We start from the raw sequence: 12703 nt of genomic DNA, 5'->3' as shown, positions 1-12703 counted from the left end.
AAAACACATCATTTTCCTGCCGATTTATATGAAAAAAGCAACAACACAACACAGCACGAAAGGCGAAGTGCGCATTATCGCCGGTCTATGGCGCGGGCGAAAATTACCGGTGCTGCCCTCCCAAGGTTTGCGCCCTACCGGTGATCGTGTAAAAGAAACCCTATTCAACTGGCTAATGCCCTATATTGTTGACAGTGAATGCTTGGACGGGTTTGCCGGTAGCGGTTCTCTTGGCTTTGAAGCGCTTTCGCGCCAAGCAGCAAAAGTCACTTTTTTGGAATTGGAAAAAGCCGTGGCGCAGCAGTTAAGCAAGAATATTCAAACCTTAAAATGTGCCGATCGCGCGCAAGTCGTCAATCAAAACAGCCTGCACTTTTTAAATCAGCCGCAAAATCAACCGCACTTTGATGTGGTCTTTCTCGATCCGCCATTTCATTTTAATTTAGCCGAGCAAGCCATGGCTCTATTAGCGCAAAACAACTGGCTGCGTCCGCAAGCCTTGGTGTATGTGGAAACAGAAAAAGGCAAGGAACCGAACGTACCGGAAAACTGGCATGTATTAAAACAAAAAGACAGCGGACAAGTGAGTTATCGGTTATATCAAGCGGAGTAATCTCCGCTATTTCGTCACGTCAATGTTTACCTAGTCTTATTAGTCTTACCGAAAAAAATTCACATGAATCCCAAATGCCGACTCTGTTAGATTCATCTAGGCGCTCACAAATTCTAAGCGATAATAAAGTGCTATCGGAAAAGGGCAAGAAAGCGAAATTACAAGCTTAAGTGCCAAACTGCGACCATACAACCTCAAGGATGTACATAAAATGTTAATCATAAGCAACGCCTCTAACGCCATTAAACAACCGGCAAAGAAGTCACCTCCACGAATAACGAAGACGGCATTGCATTGGTGTTAAATCTGGTATTTGGGAAATAAACCGAATTAAAATTCAGCGTAAAAAAAAGACCGCACTGTTCAACCCAAAGTGCGGTCTTTTTTTCTAACGTTTTTACGGTGACAATCTCACCCTTTTAAAGTGTTTCGTTAGAAGGCCAGGCATTGACCACCGCTTTCACGAGAGTTGCCAGCGGAATAGCAAAAAAGACGCCCCAAAATCCCCATAAACCGCCAAAAATCAACACTGCAATAATGATAATTAATGGATGAAGATTGACGACCTCGGAAAATAAAAAGGGCACGAGGAGATTTCCGTCTAATAATTGGGAAACGACGAAAGCAATCAAGATATACCAGAATGTGTGAGTGTCACCGAATTGGAAAATCGCGACCAACACGACCGGAATGGTGACCAATACCGCCCCAATGTAAGGCACCAAGACGGAAAACCCGACCGCCACTGCCAATAGCAACGGATAATTCAAGCCGAAAGTTAAGAAGATGGCGTAAGTGACAGCGGTAACCACTAAAATTTCTACCAATTTACCACGAATATAATTGGCAATTTGCTGTTGCATTTCCACCCACACTTTTGAGGCAAGCGTGCGATTACGCGGCAGAAAACGGCTGACGCCGTCAATCAGCTGACGTTTATCTTTCAACAGAAAAAACACCATTAACGGCACTAAGAAAGCATAAATCCCGAGCGTCACCAAGTTCATGATGGAAGCTAAAGAGAGTTTCAATGCCGATTCGCCCAAACTAAGAATTTTCTCTTTTACCGTGCCGAAAATGGATTCCACGGTTTGTGCATCAATCAGTTCCGGATAGCGTTCCGGCAAAGATAAAAGCCACTCGTTAAAGCGATTAAACATATGAGGTAAATCACTTAATAAATTCGCTAACTGTGCCCACAAATTCGGAATCAAAATCAATACAACGACAAAAACTAAGCTGATAAAACTGCCTAGCACCAACATCGCAGCCACTAAGCGGGGACACTTCAATTTTTCATTTAATAAGCGTACCGGCCATTCCAATAAATAGGCCAGCACAATCGCCACCAACAGCGGTGCAATAAGGTCGCTAAAAAAATAAATGGACACGAAACCGAATAGTAAAATCGCCGCCAATCCCATGGCTTGCGGATCGGTGAAGCGTCGGTTATACCAACTTTTAAACATTTCAATCATGTTTGATTCCTCTATAAAATCTGCCTGATTATAAGGTAAAATCTATGCAAATCACACATTAAGCAGAAGGAATTTCTATGTCGATTACTATCTACCACAACCCTCGTTGTTCCAAAAGCCGTGAAACATTAGCCTTGTTGGAAAGCCAGCATATTCAACCGACCATCGAACTGTATTTACAACAGAACTACGATGTTGAGACGCTGCAGAGCATTGCGGATAAATTGGGTATTACAGATATTCGCAAAATGATGCGAACCAAAGATGAACTATATAAAACCTTGGGATTGGATAATCCAACCCTGACAGCACAGGATTTACTCAATGCCATTGCACAACATTCTGAATTATTGGAGCGCCCGATTGTGGTGAATGGCAATAAAGCCAAAATCGGACGCCCGCCGGAAAGCGTGTTATCCATTTTATAAAAACACTGTTAAAAATCCGTTGGATTTTGTGACCGCAATTTATGGTGTAAGCAGATAACAACAAACCCGATTTCATGTCGGGTTTGTTTTTTATTGGTTAATCTTTCGCAAGCCCTAAATTGCCGATTTTAATCCCTAAATGCCCCAATGCTACCGGAGAGATTTGTTCACTCAAATAAATGAACAATTCATCCAAATCGGTGAAGTCTTTTTTAATTTTAATTTGGTCTTCCACTTTGCGAGTAAAGGTATAGTTTGTTTCATTGCCGTTGATGTGCGCTTCTAAGGTCACATAAATGGTTTCAAAAAAGTGGCTTTTCGCCCCTTCTTCGCCCGGATCGCTGATTCTGACGTTCCATGTGTTGTTAAATAAAACTTCTGTTTTCACTGTCATAATAACCTCATTCATATCAATACATTACATAAACTTTACGAATAGAAAAAAGCCCGATAATAAAATCTCTTATCATAGAAATCTTATTATCGGGCTTTTGGTAATAACGATTCGCGTGTTTCGCTTGACGTTGATAGCTGCCTTTGCCTTTCTTATTTCGTTCAATGCGTTGGCGAAAGAGTTTATCGTGTAATAACGCCTGAATGGCATTCTCTTTAATCACACCGCGCTGATGCTGGTAGGTCATCGTTCCTTGCGAATGTTGAGGCGGTGTCTGCAAGGCATGTTTTTGTTTTGCCATGATTTTTCCTCTTGTGAATGAAAATATAATGTGTTTTTTAAGGGCTAAAAAACGGCACACATTATAGCGGATTCCGCTGAAATGAAAAGCCGTTGCACGGAAAGCGAAACGCGAAAACCCGATTTTTATTGGCATTTCACTGTCGCCTTTTTGTACAAAAAAAGGTAGAATTAGCCCCTTTTTTATTACCCGCGATAGACTTTTTGAGAAAATTTATGAGTGCTACCCCAAACATCGGCTTTGTCAGCCTTGGTTGTCCAAAGAATTTAGTGGATTCAGAACGTATTCTGACGGAATTACGTTCCAACGGTTATAACATTATTCCGAGCTATGAAAACGCAGATTTAGTGATCGTGAATACCTGTGGTTTTATTGACAGCGCCGTACAAGAATCTTTAGAAGCCATTGGCGAAGCCTTGGAAGAAAACGGCAAAGTGATTGTAACCGGCTGCCTTGGTGCAAAAGAAGATCAAATTCGCCAAGTGCATCCAAAAGTGTTGGAAGTTTCCGGTCCGCACAGCTACGAAACCGTCATGGCGCAAGTGCATAAATACGTGCCGAAACCGGCCTATAACCCATATGAAAGTTTAATGCCGGCACAAGGTGTCAAACTCACGCCAAAACATTACGCCTATTTAAAAATTTCTGAAGGCTGCGATCATCGTTGCACGTTCTGTATTATTCCATCCATGCGTGGTGATTTGGACAGCCGTCCGATTACTCAAGTCTTGGATGAAGCCAAACGTTTGGTGGATGCCGGCGTAAAAGAATTGTTAATCGTGTCCCAAGACACATCCGCTTACGCCTTAGACCAAACCAAAGAAAACCAAAACAAAACCGTGTTCTGGAACGGTATGCCGATTAAGAATAACTTGATCAATTTGTGTCAACAATTAGGCAATTTGGGTGTTTGGGTGCGTTTGCATTATGTGTATCCCTATCCGCACGTAGATGAGCTCATTCCGCTCATGGCGGCAGGTAAGTTGTTGCCTTACTTAGATATTCCACTGCAACACGCCAGCCCGAAAATTCTAAAAGCCATGAAAAGACCCGGCAAAATCGACCGCACTTTAGAACGTATTAAAGCATGGCGTGAAATTTGCCCCGAATTAACCTTACGCTCCACCTTTATCGTTGGTTTCCCGGGGGAAACGGAAGAAGATTTCCAAATGCTGTTGGATTTCTTGAAGGAAGCCCAGTTAGACCGCGTGGGCTGTTTCAAATTCAGCCCGGTAGAAGGTGCGCCGGCGACGGATATGCCGGATCAAGTGCCGGAAGACGTGAAAGAGGAACGTTATCACCGTTTTATGCAACTCCAACAAGCCATTTCCGCAGCCCGTTTACAACAAAAAATCGGCAAAACGTTGAAAGTCATTGTGGATGAAATCAACGAAGATGGCATTATTGGTCGTTCCATGGCAGATGCACCGGAAATTGATGGCTTGGTGTATGTAGATAATCAAAGCCAAAGTGCGGTCAATATTGGCGACGTGATTGCGGTGCATATCACGGACGCCGATGAATACGATTTATGGGGAACCTGTTAATTCCTTCAACAAAAATCCTCGCCATGAGGATTTTTTTATGACTTTGGAGAGAGAAAAAGAATGCAACCAATCAAAATCCTTTTCGTCTGTTTAGGCAATATTTGCCGTTCCCCGATGGCGGAATATTTAATGCGGGAAAAAATTAAACAAGCCCATTTGCAAGATAACATTTTTACCGCCAGCGCCGGTACCTCCGGCTGGCATGATGGTGAAGGCATGCACTGTGGCACGGCGGACATTCTGGATCAACATAAAATTGCCTCGAATGATTTTGTCAGTCGCAAAGTGCGTTCAAAAGATTGGGCGGATTTTGATTATCTGATTGCCATGGACAATGAAAATTTACGGGACTTGGAAAAGCTATTTGGACATCATCCGGAAAAACTATTTCAAATCACCGCACTTTGTCCTGATTTAGGCATCGATCACATTCCGGATCCTTGGTACACCAAGAACTTTCAGCAAACTTATGCCTTGTTAGATCAATGTTGCGATGCCTTGTTAACCAAAATTCGTCAAACCCATCATTTGTGAGAAAAATGTTAATTTGACACTTGCATTTTGTGATCTCTCGCACGTTTATTTCGCTGCGGATTCGGTAAGATAATGTCAGCATAACTACCGTTATGCCATGTAAAATTTATAATGAGGTGTTTCCACTATGTTTCCAGAATTTAGAGATCTAATTACCAAACTGAAAGTTGAAGATGCTTACTTTGCAAATTTATTTGATAAACATAATGAACTAGACCAACGTATTAAAAACATCGAATCCAATATTGAATTGGGTACGCACAATGAAGTGGAAATGTTGAAAAAGGAAAAATTACGTTTGAAAGATTCGATGTACGAAGTCTTGAAAAAGGCAAGCGCAAAATAAACGAGCATAAAAACAAAAGACCGCATTGAAGTGCGGTCTTTTTTATGGACATTTTTAGTGTTTGCCGCCACAGCCGCAACCACCGCTATGGTGATGATCGTGATCATGGTGATGCTCATGACCGCCACAGCAACCTTCGTGGTGATGTTCGTGATCATGATGATGGTGGTGATGATGACCGCCACAACCGCAACCATGACCTTCTTCATCGCTATCATGGTCATGCCCACCACAGCAACCACCTTCTTGGTGTAAATGACCGTGTGCAATTTCTTCTAATGTCGCTTCACGGGTATCCACTACTTCCACCGTGAAATGTAACTCTTGACCGGCTAACATATGGTTACCATCGACGACAACATCATTGTCACCCACTTCAGTAATGACCACAGGCAACGGCCCCATATCGGTGTCAGCAATAAAGCGCATGCCTACCGCCAGATCATCTACACCAACGAATACATCTTTTGGCACACGTTGTACCATGTTTTCGTTGTATTCACCGTAGCCTTCTTCCGGTTTTACGCGAACTTCAAATTTGTCACCTACCGATTTGCCTTCCAAGGCATTTTCTAAACCGATCACAAGGTTATTATGACCTTGTAAATATTGTAACGGTTGATTTGCCGGTGCTTCATCCACTAACACACCGTCTTCCGTACGAACTTGATAAGCGATGCTTACCACCACATTTTTTGCAACTTTCATTGTTTACCTCGTTTGTTTTAAAAGAGAATTTCTGCGTCAATCTTAACCGCAGAAAAGTGTTGTCATTTTATAAAAAATCTCATTCGGGAAAAAGGGATTAGTTTAATAAGTGAATTTGTGCACTCACCGAGGCTCTTAATTCCACTTTACCGTTATTATCCAGATTCACTTCATCAGCCACCACTGAAGAAAAAGATTTCATTTTAGGAACCGATTTCATACCTTCATACAAATACGGTATCTCATTTTTGCTATCCAGATTCAAATTTACCACTTCATAACCTTTCGCATTCAGGGAAGTTTGGATCAACTGCGCTTTATGTTGGAATTGAGCCAAGACGTCTTTAATCATTTCATCTTCAAATTTTGCTGTGGCTTCTTTAGATAACTTATGAACCACATTGGCAATCGCAAAAGTATCATTTAAGTCCGAAATCACTTGAGATAGCGCCACAAAATCCTTGCTTTCCAACACTAAATCGGCACGCTCAATCCATCCGGATTGCTTACCTTTGCTATCATAACGCACTTGTGTGCTACGTGTATTTTTCTTAATTTCCACCGCACCTTGTTTTTTAATCACCTCTAGCGCGGCATTCGCTTTCTGATTAATGGTTTGGTTTAATTCTTTTAAATTTTTATTTTCATCTTTGATGAAAAGCGTCACTTCCATGACATCATAATCTACTTCTTTAGTCACTTCCGTACTAAAAGAGATCACCGTTTTTTCCGGATCATCAGCGGGTTTTGTTTCCGCATTAGCAGTCAAGGCCATACTTAAAGGCAAAAGCAATAAAGCGAAATGTTTTAATTTCATAAGTGTCTCCTACAGATAAAATTGCGGTCGATTTTCAGATCGTTTTTTAATGTTTAACGATATCCTCGTCATCATCTAAGTCATCGTCTTCATCAAAAAAGTCACCGTCATCACCATATTCATCGTCATCCGCATTCGGATCTTCAAAATAGGTTCCCCAACCGTCATAACTGCCTTGATATTTTTCCACTAACGGCAGTAGTTCTTTTTGTTGGGCATCAATGATTTCCGGTTTCAGTTCCACTTCGCTGATAATATCGCAACAAAATACTACTTTGCCGTTTTCTTCTTCAAACTCTTCCGCTTCGGACACTTCATAGCCGGCTTTAAATGCCTCCATGGCGATTTTTTCTAATTTATCGAAGTCATGATGAGAAATATGATGTTCAATAATATACAGCGCATCCGGATCGCTGCCGTCATTGAATAAATCAGTAATAATGTCTCGGGTTTCGGCTTTTAATTCATCTAAATGACTCATAGGGATTCCTTGTTAAAAATGGGATGGATGAGTGCAAATATGATACAGGAATAAAAAGAAAAATCTTCTCACAAGGAGAAGATTTTAATGTGATGTTTCTTATTTTTTCAATAAGTCGCGAATTTCGGTTAATAATTTTTCTTCGGTGGTCAATTCTTTGACTTTCTCTTCTGGTTTTTTCAGTTTATTTAACGCTTTAATCATCATGAAAATTGCAAATGCGATAATGATGAAATCAAAAACGTTTTGAATAAACACACCGTAATTTAATGTCACTGCCGGGGTTTCTCCCACAGCATCGGCGAGGGTGATTTTAAGATCTTTAAAATCCACGCCACCGGTTAAAATACCCAATACCGGCATAAAAACATCTGCCACTAATGAGCTGACAATTTTCCCAAATGCGCCACCGATGATCACACCGACAGCCATATCAACAACATTGCCACGCATGGCAAATTCACGAAACTCTTTAATAAAGCTCATAGACGTTCTCCTAAGATAAGTCAAAAAATCAACGGCAAAACATTTACCGACTGGTTAAAAAAGGCGCACATTATAGTGAGTTTGCGCAGAAATAACAATTTTTATTCAAATAAAAAATGCGGTTGGTTGGAATAATTTCTCCACATCAGAAATGTATTTTTTCTCACTTAAATACACGACAACATGATCGCCTGCTTGAATAACAGTTCTTGAATCCCCAATCAACACATCATTGCCTCGTAAAATAGCACCAATAACTACGCCGGTAGGCATTTTTAATTCATTCACCATGCGACCGATAACATGAGAGCTACTTTCTTCACCATGAATGATAATTTCAAGCGCCTCCGCCAAACCATGGCGTAAGGAGACGACGTTTGCCACATCCCCTTTGCGGACATGACCTAGCAAGGCCGAAATCGTGGCTTGCTGTGGCGAAATGGCAATATCAATGGTACCGCCTTGAATCAAATTGATATAGGCCATACGCTGAATTAATACCATCGCTTTCTTCGCACCAAGGCGCTTGGCAAGCAACGCCGACATAATATTCGCCTCATCGTCACTTGAAAGGGAAAGGAACACGTCAATGTTTTCAATGTGTTCTTCAAATAATAAGTTTTGATCGGAGGCATCTCCGTGAAACACTAAGGTTTTTGACAATTTTTCTGCCAGCGCGGTTGCCCGTTCGGCATTTCGTTCAATGAGTTTCACCGAGCAATGGGCTTCCAGTTGTTTTGCCACGCCGGCACCGATATTCCCACCACTGACAATCATCACGCGCTTATAGGGTTTTTCGAGGCGTTGCAGTTCACTCATGACCGCTTTAATGTGTACCGTAGCACAAATAAAGGTCACTTCATCGCCGGCTTCAATGATTGTTGAGCCCTGTGGACGAATCACTTTATCTTGGCGCAAAATCGATACAATACGGCAATCAATGTGCGGCAAATGTTCTTTCAGCGTGGAAATGGAATACCCCACCAACGGCCCACCGTAATAGGCTTTCACCACAACCAAACTGATCTTATCTTTCGCGAAATACGCCACCTGTAATGCACCGGGATAGCTGATTAAACGGACAATATCCTGTGTGACTAAATTTTCCGGAGAAATAATGTGATCAATCGGAAAGGAATCGGTAGAAAATAATTTTTCTTTTTCTTTCAAGTACTCACTGTTACGAATACGGGCGATTTTGGTGGGCGTATTAAATAAGGTATATGCAATTTGGCAGGCAACCATGTTAATTTCGTCAGAACTGGTTACGGCAATTAATAAATCTGCGTCGGGCGCACCGGCATCACGCAAAATTTTAGGCGAAGAGGCGAGGCCTTGCATGACGCGTAAATCATGTTTGTCCTGTAAATGTTCTAAATTCAAAGACTCATCGTCAACCAGCGTGATGTCATTATCTTCGCTCACTAAATTCGTTGCCAAGGTCGAACCCACTTGTCCGGCGCCTAAAATAATTATTTTCATTTAATTGTCTCCATGGCTAACGTTAGCCCTGACGTTTTATTAATTTCGCATAATAAAAGCCATCGCCACCGTTGATTTGTGGAATAAACTGAAAACCGACCGCACTTTGATTGTGCGCCAGCACATCAGGCGGCAGATCTAGTGGCGCCAATTGTGCATCCGGTGTCTTTTGCAAAAAGCGTTCAATTTGCTGCGCATTTTCTTCCGCAAGCACAGAACAAGTAGCATACAACAACACCCCGTTGGGTTTTAAATAATGCCACAAAGCGTCCAAAATCTGCCCTTGCAAGGCGACTAACTGATTGATATCAGCTTCTTGACGCAACCATTTAATATCCGGATGACGGCGAATTACCCCGGTGGCAGAACAAGGTGCATCTAATAAAATGCGATCAAAACGCACCGCACTTTTGTCCAATTTATCTAGCCATGCTTGTGGATTCGCTGCGTCGCCATACACCACAGTCGCCTGTTGCTGCATGCGTGCTAAATTGTCTTTCACCCGTTGTAAACGGTTTTCTTCCACATCCAACGCAATCACATCCGCCTGTGGCGCGAATTCTAAAATGTGGGTAGTTTTGCCACCCGGTGCCGCACAGGCATCTAAAATAACCTCATGATTTTGTGGCTGTAATAATAACGCAGCCCATTGGGCATGAAGATCTTGGACTGTCACACCACCTTCTGCAAACAACGGTAAATGTTGCACGGCAGTTGGCTGAATTAACCCCAGCGCCTGCGGATGAGAGGTTACCTGCGTTTCCATGTGTTGTGCCGCTAATAAAGTGCGGTAAGTTTCTAAGCTGTTTTTTTGCGTATTCACCCGCAACCACATGGGTGGCTTTTGATTATTCGCCTCGATGATCTCACGCCAGTTCGGATAAACCTTTTTCAGTTTATTCATAAACCAATCAGGATGCAGCGTTTGCCAATGTTTATCCACAATCGCAAGAATATCATCTTGTTCACGCAAAAATCGGCGCAGTACCGCATTCACCAAACCACGAAAGTTATCGGCTTTTAAGGATTTTGTCGCATTCACGACTTCATCTACCGCCGCGTGCGCAGGGATTCGCAGATAAAGCAACTGATATAAACCGACCAACAGCAAACAATGCACAATACGTGTTTTGCCTTTAAGCGGTTTATCCACAAGACGTTTGATGATTTGTTCCAAACGAGGCAATACACGACATACACCAAAACAAATCTCTTGCAATAACGGCAAATCTTGCGCTTTCACCGAGGATTGTGCTTCCGGTATCAAGGTGGACAAGGATTTCCCTTCATCCAACACCTGCAAAATCACTTTCGCCGCTATCGCTCGCGTCGAAAGTGCAGTGTTTTTTGGCGGCGTTTTTTTAGAGGAACGTTGATTTTCCATTAGGCAAGCACCTTACCCACTTGGAACCAATCAGCCCGTCCGTTTAATAAATCCTGAGCTGACATCGGTTTCTTGCCTGCCGGTTGTAATTGCAATAAATTCAGTACACCATCCGCTGTCGCAATTTGAATACCCTGTTTATCGGCGGCTAAAATCGTTCCCGGCGTGTTATTTACATGGGGCAACACGGTTGCCTGATACACTTTCAGCGTTTGCGGATTATTCTGTCCATCCGTTAATTCCAAATAAGCCATTGGCCAAGGATTAAAGGCGCGAATGTTGCGTTCCAACTGAGCTGCCGATAGCTGCCAATTTAACTTCGCTTCTTCTTTGGAAAGTTTATCGGCGTAATTGCTTTGCGTATCATCTTGCTTTTCCGCAGTGAATTTTCCATTTCCTAAATGATCCAATACCTCAATTAATGCCGGTGGCGCAAGTTCTGCCAATTTGTTGTAAAGACTTGCAGACGTTTCTGTCGGTAAAATTTCACAAGAGACTTTGTGCAACATATCGCCCGTGTCCAAACCAGCATCCATTTGCATAATCGTGACACCGGTCTGTGTATCACCAGCCCAAATTGATCGTTGAATCGGTGCAGCACCACGCCAACGGGGCAACAAAGAACCATGTACGTTTAAGCAACCATAAGTCGGCATATCCAAAACGGCTTGAGGTAAAATCAAGCCATAAGCTACCACAACCATCACATCTGCATTTAATACACGCAATTCAGCTTGGGCTTCCGGCTTTCGCAAGGATTTCGGTTGATAGACAGGAATTTGATGTTGCTCGGCGAGTTGTTTCACGGGGCTGGCTTGCAATTTTTTACCCCGCCCGGCAGGTTTATCCGGCTGAGTATAAACCGCAATAACGTTATGGGAAGAATTGAGCAAAGCGTGTAAATGCTGTGCAGCAAAGTCCGGCGTGCCGGCAAAGAGAATATTGAGTGGTTTCATCATGTTCTGCGTCATAGATAAATAAAAGTGCGGCTAAAAATTACCGCACTTCTTGAGGATTCACAATTATTTTTGCTTTTCCATCTGTTTTTTCACTTTCATCAGCTTTTCTTTTATGCGCTGACGTTTCAACGGAGAAAGATAATCTACGAAAAGGATGCCGTTAAGATGATCAATTTCATGCTGAATACAAATAGCCAGTAAACCATCAGCTTTTAGGATAAATTCTTTACCATCACGATCCAAAGCTTTGACGGTGACTTTTTCTTTACGAGGCACTAAAGCGCGAAATCCAGGAATAGATAAACACCCCTCTTCAATGCCAGTCTCACCTTCGGCATCCAAAATTTCAGGGTTAATCAATACCAATTGATTTTGTTTGTCACCTTCAATGTCGATTGTGATAATACGTTGTAAAATATCGACCTGTGGCGCAGCTAAACCGATACCTTCTTCTTGATACATGGTATCGAACATATCATCAATAATTTTACGGGTCTCATCATTGACATCCAACACGGGATCACAAACAACATTTAGATGTTCTTCGGGGTAAATAAGTACGTTTAAAACTGTCATAATTTCTCTTAGAATTTAAAATAAGCGCATTATTGTAGCGTTTTTCTCATAAAATTCCTATGCTCCCAAAACTAAAAACCCCCAATGCTCTCACATCAGGGGTTCCTATTAGGCTTGGCGGTGACCTACTCTCACATGGGGATGCCCCACACTACCATCGGCATTACGG

At 42.3% G+C, this 12703-nt stretch carries 16 protein-coding genes; 5 read left to right on the top strand and 11 right to left on the bottom strand.

Annotation, left to right across the window (positions count from 1 at the left end):
• Positions 1-28 precede the first annotated feature (28 nt).
• Positions 29-613 (top strand): 16S rRNA (guanine(966)-N(2))-methyltransferase RsmD, encoded by a 585-nt coding sequence (gene rsmD / locus ACO5E4_RS08600; protein WP_485862756.1) that lies wholly within the window; start codon positions 29-31, stop codon positions 611-613.
• 419 nt (positions 614-1032) lie between these two features.
• Here rsmD and ACO5E4_RS08595 read toward each other — a convergent pair whose 3' ends face one another.
• Positions 1033-2091 carry an AI-2E family transporter gene (locus ACO5E4_RS08595; protein ID WP_485862755.1) on the bottom strand — a complete coding sequence of 353 codons (1059 nt, stop codon included), beginning with the start codon at positions 2089-2091 and terminating at the stop codon, positions 1033-1035.
• 77 nt (positions 2092-2168) lie between these two features.
• Between ACO5E4_RS08595 and arsC the strand changes: the two genes are divergently transcribed.
• Positions 2169-2519 carry an arsenate reductase (glutaredoxin) gene (arsC, locus tag ACO5E4_RS08590; protein ID WP_485862754.1) on the top strand — a complete coding sequence of 117 codons (351 nt, stop codon included), beginning with the start codon at positions 2169-2171 and terminating at the stop codon, positions 2517-2519.
• 97 nt (positions 2520-2616) lie between these two features.
• Here arsC and ACO5E4_RS08585 read toward each other — a convergent pair whose 3' ends face one another.
• Both ACO5E4_RS08585 and ACO5E4_RS08580 read right to left on the bottom strand, forming a co-directional pair.
• On the bottom strand, positions 2617-2913 hold the full coding sequence (locus ACO5E4_RS08585) for a DUF5377 family protein (protein WP_485862753.1): 297 nt from the start codon (positions 2911-2913) through the stop codon (positions 2617-2619).
• A 16-nt stretch (positions 2914-2929) separates the two neighbouring features.
• A complete protein-coding gene (locus tag ACO5E4_RS08580; RefSeq protein WP_485862752.1) occupies positions 2930-3214 on the bottom strand; it encodes an alternative ribosome-rescue factor A in 285 nt (94 codons plus the stop codon).
• Positions 3215-3429: 215 nt separating this feature from the next.
• On the opposite strand from ACO5E4_RS08580, the gene rimO reads away from it, so the two are divergent.
• From rimO to ACO5E4_RS08565, 3 genes are all read left to right on the top strand, one after another.
• Positions 3430-4761: a 30S ribosomal protein S12 methylthiotransferase RimO gene (rimO, locus tag ACO5E4_RS08575; protein ID WP_485862751.1), complete on the top strand. Its 1332-nt coding sequence runs from the start codon at positions 3430-3432 to the stop codon at positions 4759-4761.
• Between the two features lie 60 nt (positions 4762-4821).
• Positions 4822-5295 carry a low molecular weight protein-tyrosine-phosphatase gene (locus ACO5E4_RS08570; protein WP_485862750.1) on the top strand — a complete coding sequence of 158 codons (474 nt, stop codon included), beginning with the start codon at positions 4822-4824 and terminating at the stop codon, positions 5293-5295.
• 127 nt (positions 5296-5422) lie between these two features.
• A complete protein-coding gene (locus ACO5E4_RS08565) occupies positions 5423-5641 on the top strand; it encodes an HP1242/YdcH family protein (RefSeq protein WP_048750699.1) in 219 nt (72 codons plus the stop codon).
• Between the two features lie 54 nt (positions 5642-5695).
• Here the strand turns inward: ACO5E4_RS08565 and slyD are convergent, their stop codons facing one another.
• The 8 genes from slyD to def all read right to left on the bottom strand — a co-directional run bounded on the left by slyD (position 5696) and on the right by def (position 12534).
• Positions 5696-6349 carry a peptidylprolyl isomerase gene (gene slyD, locus ACO5E4_RS08560; protein WP_485862749.1) on the bottom strand — a complete coding sequence of 218 codons (654 nt, stop codon included), beginning with the start codon at positions 6347-6349 and terminating at the stop codon, positions 5696-5698.
• A gap of 97 nt (positions 6350-6446) precedes the next feature.
• Positions 6447-7166 (bottom strand): SIMPL domain-containing protein, encoded by a 720-nt coding sequence (locus ACO5E4_RS08555; RefSeq protein ID WP_485862748.1) that lies wholly within the window; start codon positions 7164-7166, stop codon positions 6447-6449.
• A gap of 46 nt (positions 7167-7212) precedes the next feature.
• On the bottom strand, positions 7213-7647 hold the full coding sequence (gene rraB / locus ACO5E4_RS08550) for a ribonuclease E inhibitor RraB (RefSeq protein ID WP_485862747.1): 435 nt from the start codon (positions 7645-7647) through the stop codon (positions 7213-7215).
• A gap of 99 nt (positions 7648-7746) precedes the next feature.
• Positions 7747-8133: a large-conductance mechanosensitive channel protein MscL gene (mscL, locus tag ACO5E4_RS08545; protein ID WP_376921739.1), complete on the bottom strand. Its 387-nt coding sequence runs from the start codon at positions 8131-8133 to the stop codon at positions 7747-7749.
• Positions 8134-8238: 105 nt separating this feature from the next.
• On the bottom strand, positions 8239-9615 hold the full coding sequence (gene trkA / locus ACO5E4_RS08540) for a Trk system potassium transporter TrkA (RefSeq protein WP_485862746.1): 1377 nt from the start codon (positions 9613-9615) through the stop codon (positions 8239-8241).
• A 22-nt stretch (positions 9616-9637) separates the two neighbouring features.
• The gene (gene rsmB / locus ACO5E4_RS08535) at positions 9638-10999 is read right to left on the bottom strand and encodes a 16S rRNA (cytosine(967)-C(5))-methyltransferase RsmB (protein ID WP_485862745.1); all 1362 of its coding nucleotides are present in this window, start codon (positions 10997-10999) and stop codon (positions 9638-9640) included.
• The gene (fmt, locus tag ACO5E4_RS08530; RefSeq protein ID WP_485862833.1) at positions 10999-11955 is read right to left on the bottom strand and encodes a methionyl-tRNA formyltransferase; all 957 of its coding nucleotides are present in this window, start codon (positions 11953-11955) and stop codon (positions 10999-11001) included. The genes rsmB and fmt overlap by 1 nt, the downstream gene beginning before the upstream one ends.
• A gap of 66 nt (positions 11956-12021) precedes the next feature.
• The gene (gene def / locus ACO5E4_RS08525; RefSeq protein ID WP_485862744.1) at positions 12022-12534 is read right to left on the bottom strand and encodes a peptide deformylase; all 513 of its coding nucleotides are present in this window, start codon (positions 12532-12534) and stop codon (positions 12022-12024) included.
• Between the last annotated feature and the right edge of the window lie 169 nt (positions 12535-12703).

It is taken from the genome of Aggregatibacter sp., from assembly GCF_057314075.1.
This window is presented reverse-complemented; position numbering and strand designations above follow the sequence as displayed.

Bases quoted from the DNA above. Each gene is read 5' to 3' on its own strand.
- rsmD (WP_485862756.1), top strand. From the start codon at position 29: ATGAAAAAAGCAACAACACAACACAGCACGAAAGGCGAAGTGCGCATT.
- ACO5E4_RS08595 (WP_485862755.1), bottom strand. From the start codon at position 2,091: ATGATTGAAATGTTTAAAAGTTGGTATAACCGACGCTTCACCGATCCG.
- arsC (WP_485862754.1), top strand. From the start codon at position 2,169: ATGTCGATTACTATCTACCACAACCCTCGTTGTTCCAAAAGCCGTGAA.
- ACO5E4_RS08585 (WP_485862753.1), bottom strand. From the start codon at position 2,913: ATGACAGTGAAAACAGAAGTTTTATTTAACAACACATGGAACGTCAGA.
- ACO5E4_RS08580 (WP_485862752.1), bottom strand. From the start codon at position 3,214: ATGGCAAAACAAAAACATGCCTTGCAGACACCGCCTCAACATTCGCAA.
- rimO (WP_485862751.1), top strand. From the start codon at position 3,430: ATGAGTGCTACCCCAAACATCGGCTTTGTCAGCCTTGGTTGTCCAAAG.
- ACO5E4_RS08570 (WP_485862750.1), top strand. From the start codon at position 4,822: ATGCAACCAATCAAAATCCTTTTCGTCTGTTTAGGCAATATTTGCCGT.
- ACO5E4_RS08565 (WP_048750699.1), top strand. From the start codon at position 5,423: ATGTTTCCAGAATTTAGAGATCTAATTACCAAACTGAAAGTTGAAGAT.
- slyD (WP_485862749.1), bottom strand. From the start codon at position 6,349: ATGAAAGTTGCAAAAAATGTGGTGGTAAGCATCGCTTATCAAGTTCGT.
- ACO5E4_RS08555 (WP_485862748.1), bottom strand. From the start codon at position 7,166: ATGAAATTAAAACATTTCGCTTTATTGCTTTTGCCTTTAAGTATGGCC.
- rraB (WP_485862747.1), bottom strand. From the start codon at position 7,647: ATGAGTCATTTAGATGAATTAAAAGCCGAAACCCGAGACATTATTACT.
- mscL (WP_376921739.1), bottom strand. From the start codon at position 8,133: ATGAGCTTTATTAAAGAGTTTCGTGAATTTGCCATGCGTGGCAATGTT.
- trkA (WP_485862746.1), bottom strand. From the start codon at position 9,615: ATGAAAATAATTATTTTAGGCGCCGGACAAGTGGGTTCGACCTTGGCA.
- rsmB (WP_485862745.1), bottom strand. From the start codon at position 10,999: ATGGAAAATCAACGTTCCTCTAAAAAAACGCCGCCAAAAAACACTGCA.
- fmt (WP_485862833.1), bottom strand. From the start codon at position 11,955: ATGAAACCACTCAATATTCTCTTTGCCGGCACGCCGGACTTTGCTGCA.
- def (WP_485862744.1), bottom strand. From the start codon at position 12,534: ATGACAGTTTTAAACGTACTTATTTACCCCGAAGAACATCTAAATGTT.